Origin of the sequence: Flavobacterium chungangense LMG 26729, assembly GCF_000735715.2 — a bacterium.
Classification (GTDB): domain Bacteria; phylum Bacteroidota; class Bacteroidia; order Flavobacteriales; family Flavobacteriaceae; genus Flavobacterium; species Flavobacterium chungangense.
The window spans coordinates 122647-142088 of the sequence record NZ_JASY01000010.1 but is presented as its reverse complement, the minus strand read 5'-3'; the positions used below and the strand labels follow the sequence as shown (position 1 = coordinate 142088).

Below are 19442 nucleotides of genomic sequence, written 5' to 3'. Positions count from 1 at the left end.
AAATCAAGCTCATCTACAATCAGAGAACTTAAAGAAGAGATGGAAGAATTATAATAAAAAATTTAACTATGAAAAAACAGTTGTATAGTAAGTTTAGGATTAAGAATTATATTTGTATAACTATAATAGGATTTATTTAATAATCTGTATAGTTATTTTAGGACGGGACATAGGACGGGACACAGGTGTAAATAAAGCATGGATAGAGCATAGATAAAGCATAGATAGTGTATGAATAATGCATGAAATAAAACACCAAAATTTTAAAAGTGACAAGCAATAAAAATATTATGAATCATAGATAAAATAATCAAATACATCTTATGAAAATAATTGCCTTAGCCCTCGATAGAGGCGGTATCCTTTTATGAGGTGATTTTTCACCTTAAAAAAGATATAGCCGAAAGCGGGACACGAGCGATAGCGGCTGACGAAATAATCAGCTCCTAAAAAAAACGAGACTCTCTAAAAGAAAAAATCTCGTTTTCATATTATTTTTAATCAGCGATAATGCCCAGAATCGTCTTTGGAATTTCGGCAAAAGCTTCGAAAGAGTAGGGTTTGATCAGGTAGGCTTTTACACCCATCAGGTCGCATTTTTCTTTGTAGGATGGATTGATACTTGTCGAATAGACAAAGCACGGAATATCCTTTAATTCACTCGTAGTCAGTATTTCCTGTAAGGCTTCGATGCCGTCCAGAATAGGCATATTAATGTCGGTCAGGATAACATCAGGAGTTTCAGTAGAAGTGTCTTTCAGGAAATTTAAAAGTTCTTCGCCATTGGCTACTAGGCTTACTTTTCTAAAATTAGGGTTTTGGGTAAAGGTATCAAAAATAACATCTGCGTCATCATTGTCATCTTCGGCAATAATAATATGTAGGTTATATTTCTCTGTCATTATAAAATTGGAAAATAAAGATTAAATGTGGTGCCTTCATTGGGCGTACTTTCGACCGTGATAGTACCTGAATGGTTTTCCATAATTTTTTTACAAATTGCAAGACCGATACCGTTTCCTGAATATTCGTTTTTGGCATGCAGACGCTGAAAAATAGTGAAAATTTTAAGCAGGTGACCGGACTCCATTCCGATACCGTTGTCTTTGATCTTAATCTTAACAAATTTAGTGTTTTGAATCGGAATATCAGTGTTAATATTATCATCCTGATAAATCTGAATAAGTGGGGGAGTATCTGCTTTGCTGTACTTGATAGCGTTGGTAATCAAATTAGCAAATAGCTGTCGCATTTGTACCCTCGACGCTTGTATGACGGGTAGTTTGCTCATTTTAATTTGGGCGTTTTTATCCGTAATGCTAATTTCGAGATCATCGACAACTTCTGAAATAACTGAATTTAAATCAACCTCTGTACGTTCCAGCTGTGCGGTGTGCGACGAATATTGTACCAGATCATCTATAAGCGAATTCAATCGCAAGGCAGACAGTTTCATAACGCTCATAGATTTGGCATCTGTTTCTGTAAGATTATTTCCCTGAATCCGTTCACTGTGCATCACAATTTTACGCAGCGGTTCTTTGAGATCATGGGATATTACGTGTATGAATTCCTTAAGATTTCTGTTAATCCTGTTTAATTCGGTAATTTTTTCCTCTAATTCTGATTGATGCTGAATGAGTGCTCCTTCATGCTTTTTCTTTTCGGTTAAATCGGTAATTACGATTCCGATAGCTTCAACCGCCGGTTCAAGATCTGTTAAAGCGATGTAAGCCGGAAATGTTTTTGTACCGGATTCTGATTTAAGCAATATTTCATGGGTCGTAATACCGTATTTCATCGCTTCGATAAGCTGAACAAATTGTGCAGGATTATCAAAATATTCATTGAGATACGTTCCTATAATCATTTCTGATGATATCCCGGTGAGTTTGGAGAAATAATCATTGCAATACAATATAAGTCCATCTCTGGAAATACTTAATGCACCCTGCCTGAACTTTTCGATAAGAAGCCTGTAAGTATAGTCGGCCGTTTCCAGCGAATAAAGCTGAGGAACTCCGTTGTTGTGTACAACCAATGCATCGACATCTCCTTGTTTTATAGCATTTACAATACTATTTGACTCAAAAAGTTCTTCCTTTAATGCAGCAATTTCTGCCAGCAATGTGTCGATATTTTTATCTTTGTCTTTCAAATTATCCCCTTATATTAAGTATTGTTAATACCTTTTCTGTGTCTGACAAATCTCCTAAAATGATTCTTCTCGGTTCCGGACCTGTTTTAATCAGCGTAGGTATCGCTACAATTTGATGAATCACAGCCTGCTCTTTGTCTCGGCTGATATCAATAATTTCTACTTCGTAATTATCTACGAGATAAGTATCACAAATCTTTCGTAGATTTTCAATAGCATAACCTGATTTTACAGACATGCCTGAAACGAAAAGAGTAAATGTATGTTTGGTTGTGACCGGGCCATCAGATGAATCTTCCATGTTTTATGCAATTATAGGTTTAATATTAAGTCCTACAAGCACTCTTTCTTCATTAGAGAGGTCACCTATTATTTTACGAATAGGCTCAGGAAATTTGCGTACCAGCGTTGGTACTGCCAAAATTTGATCCCCTTCTGCCAATTGCGGGCTTTTAAGCAAATCAATGATTTCGATGCTGTATATCCCTTTCAAATGTATTTCGGCATATTTTTTTATATTCTCAAGCGCTTTAATTGATTTTGGCGTTTGTCCGGCTATATAGAGTAATAATTGCCATTCGGCTACAACTTCTTTTTTCATAATACTGTTATTTTTTAGAAGACAATTTCGCCTGTAATTCTTCTGTTGCCCTTAGAATACTAAGTTCTTCTTCAGCAGATTCGAATTCATTCTTAAGTGCTTCTATATTGGCTTCCAAAACTTTACGCTTACGGGCAATTTCCCTGTCTTTTCTGCTGATTTCGTTTTGAAGCTTAATATCGGATACCGTTTTTTTGAATCTGTAGGTTTGTCGTGCTGCACCTGTCAGGATTCCATTTGGTCCTAATTCAACATCCAGCAGTTCTATACCATTATTGTTGATTACAAATTCCCTTACCTGATTCGAATGTCCCATTCCTCTTGCCTTGATAATAAAAATACCCCGGTTTCTTTCTCCAATGCCTTCCATATCCCGAACGGTAATCCAGGTATCTACCAAAGAAGAAACTGATTCTTCTGCCAGGTCAGGTCTGAAATTATCCGTTTGTTTGTTTAAAGACGTAAATAAGGCTGTTATATTGTGTGCTTTTAGCATATCAATCAGCCTAACGAGCATCGAACGAACTTCGTGTTCACTTCCTACAGAGATCAAATTGCTTATTGGATCAATGATTATAGTCGTTGGTTTGAATTCCCTGATTAATTTTCTTAGTGTAAGCAAATGCAGTTCAAGACCATTTAAAGATGGTCGTGCCGAATGAATTTGCAGTAATCCTTTTTTGATGTGTACATCCATGTCAATACCAATCGATCTCATATTTCGGACCAGCTGATGTGGCGATTCCTCAAATGCAAAATAGATTGTTTTCTCCTTATTTTTACATTGCTCGTTTGCGAAATAACATCCAATCGTAGTTTTGGCTGTTCCCGCTGTACCGGATACTAATATATTGCTGCCACGGTAAAATCCACCGCCCTGAAACATTTCATTTAATCCGGGAACTCCGGTAGAAATGACTTCTGAAGAAACTTCGTTATCCAGTTTTAGTGAGGTAATGGGCAATACTGAAATTCCGTCTTCGTCAATTAAAAATGGATATTCGTTTGTGCCATGTGTTGATCCTCTGTATTTTACAATTCGTAATCTTCTGGTAGAAACCTGCTCGATAACACGATGATCCAGTACAATCACACAATCCGAAACATATTCTTCTAATCCCTGGCGGGTTAGGGTTGCTTCGCCGCGTTCTCCCGTAATGATAGCCGTTACACCTTTTGTTTTAAGCCAGTGAAACAACCGTCGCAATTCAGCTCTAAGAATAGCCTGATTGTCAAGACCCGCAAAAAGGGATTCTATGGTATCCAATACAACGCGTTTCGCTTTTATGGAGTCGATAGCGTGTCCTAATCGGATAAATAAACCATCAAGATCATATTCTCCCGCTTCTTCAATTTCTGATCTTTCAACTCTCACATGATCTACAACGAGTTTTTTTTCAGCTTTCAGCTTTTCGAGGTCAAATCCAAGAGATTTTACGTTTAAAGTAAGATCATCCGAAGGTTCTTCGAAAGACATAAAAACTCCGGGTTCTTTATACTCTGTAATTCCTTTAATAAGGAACTGCATTGATAACAATGTTTTTCCGCAACCGGCGCCGCCACAGATTAATGTTGGGCGTCCTTTTGGGAAACCACCATCTGTAATCTCGTCCAGTCCATCTACTCCTGTAGGTGTTTTAGGAAATGTAAAACTATGTATTTTTGATTTTTTTTGCATGCTTCTAAATATTCTGTGTATCTCAAATATACGGTTTCTTCCATAATTAATAATTAATATTTATTAAAGATTTAACAGCTGTTTACATAAAATACAAATGATTTCAGGGAATACATGGTATTTATTGCTTATAAATTAAATATATGGTGAAATCTTAAATTTTGTTAAGAAAATGATTTTCGGATATGGGCTATGCGATAAAAACCCTAGTTAGATAATGACGTTTGGGTTTTGATAAATATTTTTTGAAAACTGGTGCCTATGCCGACAGAAGGGTATTCTTTTTTAAAAAGGTTTTCACCAGCTCAAAAAAAAAATATAGCCAAAAGCGGAAATGAGTTCCCATAAAAAAACGAGACTGTCTCTTCCAAAGAAACAGTCTCGTTTTTATTAATCTAAAAAAGAAAAGAAATTATCCGTGTGCTGCAACAGAAACATCAGCCCATTCTTCCCAGGTGGCAAGTTTTTGTTCATAGACTTGTTTTGCTAATGGAAAAGCAACTTTTCCTAAAAACAAGCGTAGAGGAGGGGTTTCAGCTTCAACCAATTTAATGATCGCCGGAACTGTAGCACTTGTTTTTCCGAAAGTATCAGGATCATGTCCATCAATAATGGCTTTTTTAAGTCCGTCATAAGCATCGATACTTTCGCTGTTGAATCCGTGACCCCAGATATCAGTAGCATAACCGTTTGGTTCAACAAGGGTTACGTTGATACCAAATTGCTTTACTTCAGAAGCCAACGTTTCAGTAAGACCTTCAACGGCAAATTTTGATGCATTGTAAAGTCCTAAAACAGGTAAAGCGGCGATTCCTAAAATAGATGAAACCTGGATGATATGCCCGCTTTGTTGCTTTCTCATAATTGGCAAAACCGCTTGCGTTAACCATAAAGTTCCGAAAAAATTGGTTTCAAACTGCGCTCTTGCTTCTTCTTCGCTTGCTTCTTCTACGGCGCCATTTAAAGCATAGCCTGCATTGTTGATGAGTATATCAATTTTTCCAAAATGCTGATGTACCTTTTCAACCACAGCAAACGAGTCGGCGCGATTATTTACATCCAGTTTTAGAGGTAAAACAGCATCTCCGTATTGTGCTTTTAAATCGGCTAATGAATCGATATTTCTGGCTGTAGCAGCTACCTGATATCCTTTTTCTAAAAATGCTTCTGTCCAGGCTCTTCCAAATCCTTTTGATGCTCCTGAAATTAAAATTGTTTTTGACGACATAATGTTTATTGTTTATTAAATTATTTTTATTGATTTATTACTATTGATTTTTGCCATTGATATTTGCCATTGATATTGTTTTTTTTATTTAATAAGTGACCGAAAGGTCATTTTTTAAATAAAAAAAATTAAAGGCTGTTTTCCTCTACTATTGATTTTAGGGTATTTGCGACTACATTCATCTTATCATTGTTTCCTGACATTCTCGACATAAGGTGACCACCTTCCATCATGGCAACCATTACGGTAGCAAAATCTACTCCATTCCAGTCGGTTTTGAATTCACTGTTTGCGATTCCTTTCTTAATAATGTTTTCCAATAACTGCTGATTGTTATTAATTCCCTTATTTATTTTTTCTTTTATAACAGGATTGGTATCATCTGCTTCTGTTCCAAAATTTAACAAAGGACACCCACCAGTAAGGGGCGGATTTACAGCATTACTAAAAAAATTTATATAAGTAAACAATTCTTCTTTCGCTGTTTTGCATTTACTAATTTTGGCCATCAGTTTATCGCCTAAAACTTTCATATTATAATCTACAGCTGCACAGGCAAGAACTTCCTTATTTTCAAAATGAACGTACATACTTCCTTTAGACAACTTTGTGGCTTCCATAATATCACTCATAGCCGTTGCGGCAATCCCTTTGGTATTAAAAATGGGAGCTGCTTTTTCTATGATAAATTGTCTGGTTTCTTCGCCTTTTGCCATGATGGTTGTTCTTTCTTTGTTCTATTTTAGAAGAATTACAATGCAAATATATGACCGATTGGTCATATATGCAAATTTAGTATCATTTCTTTCTAAATTATTTTTTAATCTGTACAGATTTTCGCGTTTCAATGCTTGATTTTTCATTGGCTCTTGATGAAGTCGACTTGCTGTCCGTTTTTTTAGCAGATGTTCTGGCGCTTTCCTCTACGTTGGATTTATGATGTGAAATGTTCATAGCCCGATTTTTAAGTTGTTTTACAAATCTAAAACTGATGACAATCAAAAATTTATACTTTTACAATATTTAATTATATTATTATCAGACAATTATAATAAAATAATAGTTTATATAAAGTAATTTTTTTTTTAACTTTTTTAGAACAATGCCAAATAGTAATCCACATTCAGTCGTTTTTATTTTTTTTGTAAATTAGGAAACGAAAATTGCCTGCTTAAAAATCGGGTAATTGTTAATCTTAAAAATAAGACTATATTATGATACAACTAACTGTAAACGGCAAAACCGAGAATCTGGATGTCAGTCCGGATATGCCGCTCCTTTGGGCAATTCGAGATACTTTGGGGCTAACCGGAACAAAATTTGGCTGTGGTGTCGCACAATGCGGAGCCTGTGTAGTGCATCTGGATGGTGAAGCAGTTCGCTCCTGTGTGACCAAAATGAGTCGTGCAAAAGGTAAAAATGTAGTAACTATTGAAGGATTATCTAAAAATAACGATCATCCGGCGCAAAAAGCCTGGCAGGAAATCGACGTGCCTCAATGCGGGTATTGCCATTCAGGACAAATCATGTCAGCAGCGGTACTTCTTCGGGAAAATCCAAATCCGACAGATCAGGATATAGACGATGCCATGGCCGGAAACATTTGCAGATGCGGTACTTATCCACGAATACGTAAAGCGATACATTTGGCTTCACAAATGCAGGAGAAAAATAAAATCTGATAGATAAAGAACTATGTCAACAAAAATTAAATTTATATTGATAGCCATACTATTAGCTTCAGGCATTGGGCTGGCATTCACTGTTTCTAATAATCGGATTGTAGAAAAAGAATATATTTCCATCGTACCGATAAAAAAAGACAGCGTCGCATCCGTAGCAGCATTTAAACAAGTATATAAAGTTTTGATGAGTCCGCGTTGTGTCAATTGCCATCCAAAAGGAGATATTCCGCTTCAGGGAGATAATAGCGTTATCCACAGCATGCAGCCCAAACGAGGCAAAGACGGAAAAGGGGTGTATGCAATGAAATGCGCTAACTGCCATCAATCCTCAAACAGCCCCGGAATCCACACACCACCGGGAAATCCCGACTGGCATTTACCCCCTGCTGATATGAAAATGGTATTTGAAGGAAAAACGGCTCACGAACTCGCTAAACAATTGGTAAATCCACAACTTAACGGACATAAGGATCTGCAAAAACTTATAGCGCATGCAGATGATGGTTTGGTAAAAGCGGGATGGAACATGGGAAAAGGAAGAACGGTTCCGCCTTTAACACATGCACAGTTTAAAAAAGCCTGGATTACGTGGCTGCAAACGGGTGCGTATGCTCCTGCAAAATAGTATTGCCTTAATTTAATGATTATCCGATGACTCAAAATAACAACATAGATACTACAAGACGAAATTTCCTGAAACTTACCGGATTAGGTGGTGCTGCACTTTGCCTTGGTTTTTACTTTCCTGCAAATGGCGCGCCGGTGGTTGTACATCCTTCTGAACTAAATGATTCAGAAATCGAATTATGCCCCTGGATTATTATCAATCCGTCAGGAAAAGTGACTATTGTAAACCACAGGGCAGAAATGGGGCAGGGTTCCTATCAGTCGGTACCGCAAATTGTAGCCGAAGAACTCGAAGTTGATATGAAAGATATCAACGTCATCTTTGCCATTGGTAATGAAAAAAAATATGGAGGACAAATTACCGGAGGAAGTTCAACTATTCGTTCTGCTTATAAAAAACTGCTTAAATTAAGTGCTGCAGCACGTGAAATGCTTATTACGGCCGCAGCAACAAAATGGAATGTTCCCGTAACCGATTGTTATGCCGAATCCGGACACGTAATTCACAAACCATCAGGGAAAAAATTACATTATGGAGAACTTGCTGAAGCAGCCTCAAAACTGGAAACTCCAAAAGAACCAAAGCTGAAGAAAATATCTGAATATAAATTAATTAGAAAGCCACTTAAAAGAATTGACACACCGCTTAAAACCAATGGTGAGTTAATTTTTGGACTTGATACGAGAATTCCGGGAATGCTCTTTGCTTCGGTAGAACGCGATCCACGTTATTTTGGAAAAGTTAAAAGTTTTGATGCAACTGCAGCATTAAAAATTCCGGGTGTGAAACGCGTTTTTAAGGTTAAAATGGGATATTATGAGCACATGCGTGAAGGTGTTGCCGTTGTTGCTACTTCAACCTGGGCAGCTCTTGAGGGCAGAAAACAATTAAAAGTAGAGTGGGACAGCAGCGGTTTTAAACACTGGAGTACGCCTGAGATATTCGAAACCCAAAACAATCTTCTAAAAACAGAAGAAGGAATGTCGCTAAAAACGCAGGGAAATCCAACAGAAATATTATCAAAAACAGATAAGAAATTAGACGTAATCTATCAAACCCCTTATCAGTCACACGCCGCAATGGAGCCCATAAATTGCATTGCCCATCACAAGGGCGATTCGGTTGAAATTTGGGGACCAATACAAGCACCTGGCTGGGTTCAGGATTACATAAGCAAAAAGTTTGGAATAGATAAAGAGAAAGTGATTGTAAATATGACTTTTCTGGGCGGGGGGTTCGGACGTAAAGCCATGAACGATTATCCGTATGAGGCTGTCGCAGTTTCAAAGGAAATTGGCGGTCCGGTTCAGATTGTCTGGACGCGTGAAGATGATGCTACATTAGGGCCATTTCGTCCGGGAATTTCTTACCGCTGTGAAGGAACTATTTCTAATGGAAAAATTGATGCATTGAAATTCAGGATGGCAGGCCAAAATAATGGTCACTGGAGCGGAGCACCAAAGAACAAACCAAATGGAAGTACCAGCGAAGGATTCTTAAAACCTTATTATGAAAGTATTAAAAACGTAAGCATTTCAGATGTTCTCTTTGAAACAAGTATTCCGACCAGTTTCTGGAGATCCGTATATGCTTCTACAAACGGATTTGCCTATGAAAGTTTCATTGATGAAATGGCTCATGAAGCAAGAAAAGATCCATTAACTTTTCGCCGCGAGCATTTACAGGAAGAGCGTTGCCAAAAATTAATTGATAAATTGGAAGAAGTTTCAGGCTGGAAAAACCGTAAAAAAAATGAAGGATATGGAGTCGCTATTACAGAATGTTTCAACTCCACAGTAGGGCAGGTTGTAAAAGTTTCCAAAAATCCTGCTGGCGGTGTAAAAATAGATAAAGTCTGGGCTGTCATGGATTGTGGCTGGTATGTAAATCCGGATATTATTCATGCACAGGTTGAAGGCTCTATTGTCATGGGGCTGGGTGCGGCAACTACTCATCAGATTACCTTTAAAGAAAATATTGTTGAGCAGCATAACTTTTATGATTATCCAATGCCCCGTATTAATGAAATCCCTTTAATCGAAGTACACATCATAGATAATGAGGAAGATGCGGGTGGAGTGGGAGAACCGGCACTGCCTCCTTTTGCCCCGGCATTAACCAATGCCATATTTGATTTGACCGGAAAAAGAATCAGAAATTTGCCTTTTAGTCTTGGAACTGTTTAATCAATTAGTAAATATTCAAATGCTGAGGGAAAAATTATTTCAAAAAAGGATTAAAGTATGATCCATGAATTATTAAAGTTAAAAGAATCGTACATTTTAGCCCAGACAATTGGACTCAAAAGTGTTATAGCTACAGTTGTCTCTATTGAAGGTTCCTCGTACAGAAGGCCGGGTGTCCGTATGCTTATTTTTGAAAATGATACAATGGTTGGAGCTGTAAGCGGTGGCTGTGTTGAAAATGAAATTCTCAAACAATCTCAATCAGTATTTTTGGATAATAAAGCTAAGATTATGATTTATGATGGAAGATATAGATTGGGATGCGAAGGTATTCTGTATATTCTTTTGGAACTTTTTTCTCCTGATGCAGCTGTGTTGGATGCTTTAGAGACCGTTGTAAAAAAAAGGCAAACTCTGCAAATTGAATCTTTTTATACTAAAACAGAGGGAATTCAACCCGGTTTGGGTTCCGAATTTCATTTTGAAGGAAGAAACTTTGCTTTTTCCAATATCCAATTAGATAAAACATTACTGGCTTACACACAAATTCTTCAACCACGCTTTCATTTAATTATCATTGGATCAGAACATGATGCAGTTCAATTATGTCAATTTGCCTCTTTAACGGGCTGGCAAATTACAATAGTGGCATCCTTAAAAGATCCTAAAACGATTGCTAATTTTCCGGGTGCAAATCAGGTTTTACATCTGCTGCCGGAAGAAATTGATTCTCTTTCTATTGACAGTGAAACGGCTGTTATGTTAATGACTCACAGTTACTCAACCGATTTAAAGTTTCTTACAGGATTAAAAAATACACAGCCGGCATATCTTGGGCTTCTTGGTCCGGTTAAAAGACGAAATCAAATATTAAACGATTTTTTTGAATTTACTGATTCTTATAATGAAAACCTTCTGGATGTTACTTATGGTCCATCGGGTATTAGTATTGGAGCAGAAACTCCTCAGGAAATTGCCATTAGTATTATTGCTGAGATACTATCTGTTGTACGGAAAGAAGAGCCAATATCTTTAAAATATAAAAATAGTGCTATTCATTCCTAAATCATAATTGATGAGTCAGACAGCCATAGTGGTATTAGCAGCAGGAAATGCCAAAAGAATGGGAAAATCAAAACAACTATTGCCATGGGGAAATTCAACTTTATTGGGCAGTATCATTAGAAATGTTTTGTTAACGGATGCCGATCTTTTTTTTGCTGTTCTGGGGGCGTATCAAAATGAAATTATAGAAAAAATAAACTTTTCTAAAACCAATGTACTTATTAATGAAAACTGGCAAAAGGGCTTGGGCAGTTCTATAACACTTGCAGTTGAAGAAATAAATCAAAAATATACTGATGTAAACGCTGTGTTATTTGTACTAGCCGATCAGCCTTTTATTGGCCATATTCATTTAAACACAATGCTGAAACTTCATCAAAAAGAGGAAGAAGTGATTATTATTACCGCAAAAGAGGATTATAAAGGTGTTCCGGTTCTATTTCCGGGAAAATATTTTCCGGAACTTATGCTATTATCTGGTGATGAAGGAGCAAAAGAAATTATCAAGAAAAATAAAAGTCAGGTCAGAGAGGTTGAGACTAAAGATGATATAATAGATATTGATACGTTTGAATCTTATCATGCACTTCATAAAATAATGAATAAAACAGAATAATTTTATTTTGTGATTTGTTAAAGGCAAGCCTTAAATAGGTTAAGAGATATGTAAATAAAAAACGTTTCGGATTATGGATCGAAACGTTTTTATTTTTTATTTTTTCTCCTGATTATTCAATTTATCATCGAAATCAGGTTCTTCTTTTTTAAATTTATGAGTATCAACATCATAATTTTTATCGTTTGTTAAAACTTCATCATGATCTTTATATTGATGTTTTCTCATATCACTTCGGGTATCAGAACCACTTTTTTTAGTGCTTTTCGGATTTTGATTATTCGTATTCATAATATATCGTTTTAAATTTAATTAAAATTACCTGAACTATTAAATAAAAACTTACAAAATAATTTATGAAAATTATATAATATTACTATACTAATTTGATTTAGTAGGAAAATTTAAATAAATATTATTATGAGAACTTTCCTTTAATGCTCTATAATCTATTCTTACGATTTATTTTTGATCAATCTGTACATTTTTATTATAAAAGTTAAACGTAAAAAAACAAATATGGGTTGATTTTTATAGATTTGTAAAGTCTGTTTTCCAAAAATTACCTGGAAAAGAATTATAAATTAATGTCAATGAAAGCTGTTACCTCAATATTTTTATTTTTAATCTTTGTCTATTCAAATTCTTACTCTCAATTGAGTTCAGATAAAATATTCGAAAGCTTTAAACAAGGTGAACGCACAAATTGCTCATCGATTGCTTTTATAAAAGCTTCTTTGAACATTTATGGATTAGACAACTTGTATGTAACAGAAATAATAAATGATAGTTTAAAAAAAATAACCCTAAAAAATAATGCGTCATTTCATCTAAAAAATGATGAAATAAGCAAAGCCAAAGAATCAGCTGGTTTTGTATTTATCAAAAACAATTGCGAAAGTGAAAAAATTATAGACTATGCAATATTGACATATGCTGTAATGGCAAAATACAAACAAATTATTGATAAAGAAACAACTTTTGATAAAGCATTAGAAGATTTAGAAGACGGTGAAGTGTACACTCCAACAATTTATAAATATTTAGGTTTCGAAATAGGGAAACAGGTACAAAAATTAAAGCGCCAGTCCGGAAGTGAATTTTGTGGTGTTGTAGCATGGTCAACAGCCCATGCCGTTTTTGTTTGCGAAGAATTTATGGATTATTATGGCAACAAAAAAAGTATATGGGAAAAGTATCCTGGCCGTTTTAGAATAATCAATCCGGATGAAGAAATAAAAAATAACCTTTAATAACAGATATATAGATTTCTTTTACTGAATACAATTCATTACTACACAATACTTTAGAAACAAATACTATACTAATTTCAAAAAAAAGAAAAAAAAGAAAACAATAAAGTTGCAATTAAAGTTAATTTATATACTTTTGTTTTCATTAACAACCAATTAGATTCATAAAATGAAGAGCAAAATTATTTTACTAAGTATCCTATTTTTCTTGACGACTGGTGCTATTTCAGCACAGGCAAAAAATGCTCCAAGAAGTATTATCAGTACAACAGCTCTAATCCGTAAATACCATGATCAAAAAGAATTGAGCGGTATGCAAAAAGGAGAACTTTTGGAGTTATACATTGAGCGTATTAAAGTTTTAGTAAAAACGCTTCCTTACATTGCATTAGTTACAAAACCAGGTGTTACTATGTCTGACTTAGGTATTCCAGACGATAGTGAACACAAGAAAACCTTAGATAACCAAGCAGTTGGTACAACAACATTCTTAGATACAACAGTAGAATTTCAGAGAAAAATGATGCCTTATTCAGACAAGGTAAATCTAATCGCTGCAATTTTATTTTATGAAGGTACATTGAAATCATTACACGAGTTCAATGACTTGAACGAAATGTAAGATAGATTTAACCTCTCTGTATTTCAGATAGGTTAATACTTTAAAAATCTAAAATACTAACCAAACCAATTCATTAGAATTGATTTGAATAATTTATAAATTGCCCATTTCATTTTTTATGAAATTGGGCTTTTTTTATATGTTAAATTTAAAAAACTTCTCCAACGACTTTTTTATTCTTCTGATTGATTTGGAAAGTGCTTTTTTATAACTTCATGGAGCATTGCGACGTTTAAAGTTTTTTGTCTGTAATCTGCTATCTCTTCTATAGTATCAGCTTTAGCCTTGTCCGCCGGATTAAATGAGCTGGTAAGCATTATTATTCTAATTTCTTTTTTTCTTTCATCAGATACTAAATTTTTATAGCTTTTAATAAATTCCCAACCATCCATTACCGGCATATTAATATCCAAAAAAACTAATTGAGGTTGTGGATTTATTGTTTCCTGAGATTCAAATTTTCCTTTATTGCACAAATAGTCAATAGCTTCCTTTCCGTTTAATGCTACCTGAATATGCTCTGTTATATTTGCCTTCTGGACGATTTTTTTATTAATAAAATTTGTGGCAAAGTCATCATCTATTAATAGAACGCAGCTCAATTTATTTTTCATTTTTTAATCACTAGATTGTTCTCACCTTTATATATATTATTAGTTTAACGGCAATGTCCATTTAAAAGTACTTCCTTCATTGTATTTTGATTCTACCCAAATCCTTCCATTATGCTGTTCAATGATTTTTTTACAATGTGACAAACCTATACCTGTTCCCTGATATTCATTACGATTATGCAATCTTTTGAAAATCACAAAAACTTTATCGGTATCTTCTTTTTTGATTCCGATACCATTGTCAGTTACAGAAAACACCCATTTTTTGTCTTCCATTACTGCTGTTATTTTTACTTTTGGGCTGAATTCTCTTTTTCTGAATTTAATAGCGTTGCTGATCATATTTTGAAATAACTGCCTCATTTCGGTAGCATTGGCTTCAATTTTAGGTAAGTTTTCATATTCTATTATTGCATTACTTTCGTCTATACTGCTTTTCATATCCAAAACTACTTCCGATACAATTGTGTTGCAATCTATTATACTTGTTTTTCTTTCTTTTCCAATTCTGGAATAGTCTAAAAGTCCTTTTACTAATAGCTGCATACGGGAAGTGGAACTACGAATAAAAGTTAAATAATGTTGTTGGTCTTCATCCAGTTTTCCTGCTAATTCTTCTTCTAATAATTCTGAACAGTGACTCACAGTGATTAACGGCTCTTGTAAATCATGGGATGCGATATAGGCGAATTGCTCCAGCTCGGTATTTTGAAATTCTAATTTTCTGTTTTTGGTAAGCATCTCATCCTGCATGTGTCTTCGTTCATTAATATTTCTCAATGTTCCTTCAATGTTTACCGGAACCCCTTGTTCATCATATAAAAGATGTGCATTTATGGAGAAATATACAGGATTTCCTGAAGAATCATATAACTGTACATCAAAATCAGAAATATGGCCCTGTGTTCTTAATTTTTTTAATAATAATTCTTTATTTTTTTTGTTTGGATAATAATCAAAAACCGAAGTACCCATAAATTCCGAGCGAGGAATCTGAAAATTCTTTTCAAACGATGGGCTCACATCAAGCAGAATTCCGTCAATAGTCGTTTTCATATAGATATCCTGGAAATTTTCATAAATGGATCGGAATTTTTCCTCGCTGACTTTTAGATTTTCTTTTGCTTCAATTTTATCAGTTATATCACGGATAGAACCAACAATGTACTCAGGTACGTTATTTTCGTCATAAATAATTCTTGCATTGATTGAAACAGTATACAATTTAGAATGCACTACTATTTCTACATTATAATTCTTTATTTCTCCAACACTATTAAGTTCTTCCAGTATATATAGTCTATCATCAAGATTATGATAAAAATCCCCAAAATTACTGCCAATAACTTCTTCTTCTTTGATATTAAAATAGGAACAAGAAGGGCTAATGTCAATTATTTTCTGATCTTTTACAGATGCTCTAAAAAACACATCATTGACACTCTCAAAAATAGTTCTGTATTTTTTTTCGCTTTCCTTAATTTTTTCATTGGCTAATGCTATTTCCAATTCGGTTTTTTTTCTTTCATTAACATTACGCATAGTTCCTTCTACAAAGGCAGGTTGCCCCTCATCATTGTATCGTAACTTGGCATTTATTGAAAAGTACAAAATTTCTCCCTTAGACGTTACAAAACGTTGTTCAAAATCATTGACTTCTTTTTCTTTAATAAGGGTTTGATAAAATTTGTTCGCATCAGTGCGATCATAACAAAAATCATTATAGTTTTTACTGATTACTGATTCCCGACTCAAATCGAAATATTTTTCTACTGATGGACTTATTTCTAAAATAATACCTTGTAAATCCCTTTTGAAATAAATATCTTCAAAACTTTCATAGATAGATCTGAATTTCTCTTCGCTCAATTTTAGATTTTCTTCGGCCAGTCTACGCTCTGTAATATCTCTTATAGATCCTACTGCAAATTCAGGTTCATCATTCTCATCATAAATGATTTTAGCACTAATTGAGACATAAAATAATTTTCCTTTTATTATTATTTCATTGTTAAAATCAATAATTTTTCGTTCCGTAGCCACCTCATTAAACATCAATCGCATTTGAGGCTTGTTATTATATATGATTGACATTTTTTGTCCAATCAGTTCTTCTCTGGTAATACCATTGAAATACCTGCATGATGGACTTACATCCAATATCGTTTTGGTTTTCAAATCTGTTTTGAAAAATACATCCTGAACACTCTCAAAAATTATACGATAGTTTTCTTCGCTTATTTTTAGATTTTCTTCAGCTACTCTTCGTTCTGTAATGTTTCTCAAAGCTCCTACTAAATATTCAGGTTTGCCCTTTGCATCACAAATTAATTTAGCATTAATAGATACATAATAATGCTGATTTTTTATAATTATTTCATTGTTATAATCATTAATCTCACGCCCAGAAACTATTATTTCTGACATTTGTTTTAATTGTTCAATATCCGGATATATATTATAGATCGATTGCCCAATAAGCTCTTCTCTTGTAATGCCGTTGAAATAGCTGCATGAGGGGCTTACATCTAATATTGTGTCCGTTTTTAAATCAGTTTTAAAAAAAACATCCTGAACATTTTCAAACAGGATACGGAAGTCCTGTTCACTTTTTATTATTTTTCGATGCTGTTCTCTAATTAATAATTGATTTTCTTTCCATTCATCAAGACAGCGTACAGAACCTTCAAAATGGGATATCTTTTCTTTTCCTTTTGAAATTATTTTTGCAGTCATCGCAAAAGAACTAACCTGTCCATTTTTTTTCATCAACTCAATCTCATAATCTTTCACTTCGCCATTTGCGAGTAGTTCTTGTTTCAATTTTTTTCTGTCACCCGGATAAACATATAAATCTCCCATATTTATGGAGAGCATTTCTGTTCTTGTATAGCCCAGATAATCGTAAATAGAGGGACTAACTTCATAAAGATCACCTTCAAGAGTAGACATAAAATATACATCCATAATGTTCTCAAAAAATGATCGGAATTTTTCTTCGCTTATTTTTAGATTTTCTTCGGCAAAATGATTTTCAAATGATTTCGATAAAATATTAGCAATGGCTCCTAATAAATCCATTTCTTCCGGTAAATAACTGTCAACACACTCTTTTTCTTTGCAGCAGCCTATTTCCAGAGTACCATATTCTTCTTTGTTTAGTATTATATTTTTCCGGACATTCCAATATGTTTTTTTGTCTTTGGCAGTGTATTCATGTTCCGGTATAATGATTCTGCAATTGGTAGTTTCCGGAAATTGAAATGCTTCCGGAATTATTTTTACACAGCTGGCAATGATATCAGTAATTGAAAGTGCATTATTGCTGTTAATTTCGAAAATATTCTGCAAACATGTTATCTCTTTTATCCGTCCGTTTAAAATACGGTTATTTTTTTCTAATTCTATTTCGTTTAATTTCTGTTTCGTTGCATTGATAGAAATTGTACTTATCCCAATAATGGTGCTGTTTTTATCCATTATAGGTGATATGAAGTTATTCCAATAATCTCCAAGATGATTTTCTTCTTTATCCTCTTCTATATGTATATTTCCGTTTAGAACAGATTGGTAAATTTTCATGGCATCCTTTTGTACTTTAGGATCCTTAATATATTCAAACAAATTACCTCCTGTTTCAATCTCAAAACCGTATAAGTTTCTCACATTATCTTTGTGAATTGAGTTAAAATTGATATAATTAAAGTTAGTATCCAAGGTAAATATACTGATGCCATTTGGGCTTTGGATAGTAGCTTCCAAAATGTTTTTTTCAATATTAAGTTTATACTCGCTTTCACCTAATTTGTTGGTTTTGTTACGTTTTTCTTCCAAGGTGCCGTATAGAAACATTATGGAAACTAAATTAACAAAAAGAAATAGCTGCAACATAAAATAGCTATGAATCCAATAATTATTGACAGGTTCATCCGAATACACGGATGTACAGTATAACGAAATGATAGTTACTATTAAAGCTACGAAGGTTATGGCTTTCAGGTCAAATCGATAAGCAGCCCACATAAGGAAAAAAAAGATAATAGACTCATTTTGTACATTGCCCGTAAAAACAAATATTGAAGTAGCAATTGTAAGTAAAGTCAATACAATAGCTTCTATTTTTTTACTTAGAGTCCACTTCGTTGTTTGTTCCTTTTTGTATAGCCAGGAAAGCACAAAAGGAGTAAACAGAATGGCTCCCAAAATATTAGATCTAAACAGATTACTCCAAATTGCCATGAAATTGTTCATGTTGACATAGGGAGTGACTGCAAGTGAAACTATACCAAGAGATACACTAATGAAACCTCCAATCAGACAAGCAAAAGTGAAATATAATACATTTATTCCTTTGTCAAAAGGGTACTTAGTTTTGCACCACAACTGGGTTAAACGGGATACAACAATAGCATTTAATCCAATAATTAGCGGTCTTAAAACACAAAAAGACAAGGGTTTAACTAATTCCTCAAAAGTTGCAGTACCTCGAAGATAGGGTTGAAATGCCCACAACGAAAATATGAAACTTCCCAATAGTACGCCAAATATCGCCTTTCTTCCTAAAATAATCAATGCGGCTATGCTAAAACCGACGGCAGGGAAAAAGGGAGCTATATTTATTTCAGGAACAAATGAAAATCCGGAAGCTTTCGCAATGATAATATATAAAATTGCGGTCGTAATGGTAATTTTTATTTTAGAATTCAAAAAAGGTAGTTTATGATATTCTCCTTCATTTTCTTTTACATTCATCTTTGCTTTTTTTGGGGGGGGAATTCGATATATTCTCAGTTAGTATTTAGAATACAAAATGATATTATTTCTTAATTGTTATTTTATTGAAATTTTAAAATCACAGTAAAATTACGGGAATACAATTCATGCATTTTATCGAATAAATCTGCATTTTGGCGGTGCAAATTTAATACCAAATCTTTATATTCCAATTTTTTTTAGTCATTATTATTTTTATAAAACACTCATTAACAATTAAATAGGTTTAAATAGTATAATTATAAGAAAAGTTGTATCTAATTTTTCAACACGGTACAAAAATGCTTTCACATTTCATTGTTTGACAAATTTAAATGGCATTTTTTAATACTCAG

The 19442-nt window shown here is 34.1% G+C and carries 18 protein-coding genes; 7 read left to right on the top strand and 11 right to left on the bottom strand.

The window, feature by feature from the left end; genetic code table 11:
• Positions 1–497: 497 nt before the first annotated feature.
• The 8 genes from JE46_RS17085 to JE46_RS24080 form a co-directional block, all read right to left on the bottom strand.
• Positions 498–902 (bottom strand): response regulator, encoded by a 405-nt coding sequence (locus JE46_RS17085; RefSeq protein WP_031456495.1) that lies wholly within the window; start codon positions 900–902, stop codon positions 498–500.
• Positions 902–2158 (bottom strand): sensor histidine kinase, encoded by a 1257-nt coding sequence (locus tag JE46_RS17080; RefSeq protein WP_031456494.1) that lies wholly within the window; start codon positions 2156–2158, stop codon positions 902–904. The genes JE46_RS17085 and JE46_RS17080 overlap by 1 nt, the downstream gene beginning before the upstream one ends.
• 1 nt (position 2159) lies before the next feature.
• Positions 2160–2459 carry a circadian clock KaiB family protein gene (locus tag JE46_RS17075; protein ID WP_031456493.1) on the bottom strand — a complete coding sequence of 100 codons (300 nt, stop codon included), beginning with the start codon at positions 2457–2459 and terminating at the stop codon, positions 2160–2162.
• 3 nt (positions 2460–2462) lie between these two features.
• On the bottom strand, positions 2463–2759 hold the full coding sequence (locus JE46_RS17070) for a circadian clock KaiB family protein (protein ID WP_031456492.1): 297 nt from the start codon (positions 2757–2759) through the stop codon (positions 2463–2465).
• Between the two features lie 7 nt (positions 2760–2766).
• A complete protein-coding gene (gene kaiC, locus JE46_RS17065) occupies positions 2767–4437 on the bottom strand; it encodes a circadian clock protein KaiC (protein ID WP_031456491.1) in 1671 nt (556 codons plus the stop codon).
• Between the two features lie 412 nt (positions 4438–4849).
• Positions 4850–5665 (bottom strand): SDR family NAD(P)-dependent oxidoreductase, encoded by an 816-nt coding sequence (locus JE46_RS17060; RefSeq protein WP_031456490.1) that lies wholly within the window; start codon positions 5663–5665, stop codon positions 4850–4852.
• A 128-nt stretch (positions 5666–5793) separates the two neighbouring features.
• Entirely contained in the window at positions 5794–6381 is a 588-nt protein-coding gene (locus JE46_RS17055; protein WP_031456489.1) for a TetR/AcrR family transcriptional regulator, read from the bottom strand.
• Positions 6382–6478: 97 nt separating this feature from the next.
• Entirely contained in the window at positions 6479–6619 is a 141-nt protein-coding gene (locus JE46_RS24080) for a hypothetical protein (RefSeq protein WP_157505939.1), read from the bottom strand.
• Positions 6620–6879: 260 nt separating this feature from the next.
• Between JE46_RS24080 and JE46_RS17050 the strand changes: the two genes are divergently transcribed.
• Genes JE46_RS17050 through JE46_RS17030 form a run of 5 tightly spaced genes read left to right on the top strand, consistent with a single transcriptional unit; the run spans position 6880 to position 11845 of the window.
• Entirely contained in the window at positions 6880–7347 is a 468-nt protein-coding gene (locus JE46_RS17050; RefSeq protein ID WP_031456488.1) for a (2Fe-2S)-binding protein, read from the top strand.
• 13 nt (positions 7348–7360) lie between these two features.
• Positions 7361–7975, top strand: a complete 615-nt coding sequence (locus JE46_RS17045; protein ID WP_031456487.1) for a hypothetical protein — start codon at positions 7361–7363, stop codon at positions 7973–7975.
• A gap of 26 nt (positions 7976–8001) precedes the next feature.
• Positions 8002–10164 (top strand): xanthine dehydrogenase family protein molybdopterin-binding subunit, encoded by a 2163-nt coding sequence (locus tag JE46_RS17040; RefSeq protein WP_031456486.1) that lies wholly within the window; start codon positions 8002–8004, stop codon positions 10162–10164.
• A gap of 57 nt (positions 10165–10221) precedes the next feature.
• Complete coding sequence (locus JE46_RS17035) at positions 10222–11229, top strand: XdhC family protein (RefSeq protein ID WP_031456485.1); 1008 nt, start codon at positions 10222–10224, stop codon at positions 11227–11229.
• A 10-nt stretch (positions 11230–11239) separates the two neighbouring features.
• Entirely contained in the window at positions 11240–11845 is a 606-nt protein-coding gene (locus JE46_RS17030; protein WP_031456484.1) for a nucleotidyltransferase family protein, read from the top strand.
• Positions 11846–11941: 96 nt separating this feature from the next.
• Here JE46_RS17030 and JE46_RS17025 read toward each other — a convergent pair whose 3' ends face one another.
• Complete coding sequence (locus JE46_RS17025; RefSeq protein ID WP_031456483.1) at positions 11942–12136, bottom strand: hypothetical protein; 195 nt, start codon at positions 12134–12136, stop codon at positions 11942–11944.
• Between the two features lie 302 nt (positions 12137–12438).
• Here JE46_RS17025 and JE46_RS17020 point away from each other — a divergent pair, with 302 nt between their 5' ends.
• Both JE46_RS17020 and JE46_RS17015 read left to right on the top strand, forming a co-directional pair.
• Entirely contained in the window at positions 12439–13098 is a 660-nt protein-coding gene (locus JE46_RS17020) for a hypothetical protein (protein WP_031456482.1), read from the top strand.
• Between the two features lie 169 nt (positions 13099–13267).
• Positions 13268–13720, top strand: a complete 453-nt coding sequence (locus JE46_RS17015) for a hypothetical protein (protein WP_031456481.1) — start codon at positions 13268–13270, stop codon at positions 13718–13720.
• 173 nt (positions 13721–13893) lie between these two features.
• On the opposite strand, the gene JE46_RS17010 is transcribed toward JE46_RS17015, so the two are convergent.
• On the bottom strand, positions 13894–14334 hold the full coding sequence (locus JE46_RS17010; RefSeq protein WP_031456480.1) for a response regulator: 441 nt from the start codon (positions 14332–14334) through the stop codon (positions 13894–13896).
• A 39-nt stretch (positions 14335–14373) separates the two neighbouring features.
• A complete protein-coding gene (locus JE46_RS17005; protein ID WP_051872916.1) occupies positions 14374–19086 on the bottom strand; it encodes a PAS domain S-box protein in 4713 nt (1570 codons plus the stop codon).
• Positions 19087–19442 lie beyond the last annotated feature (356 nt).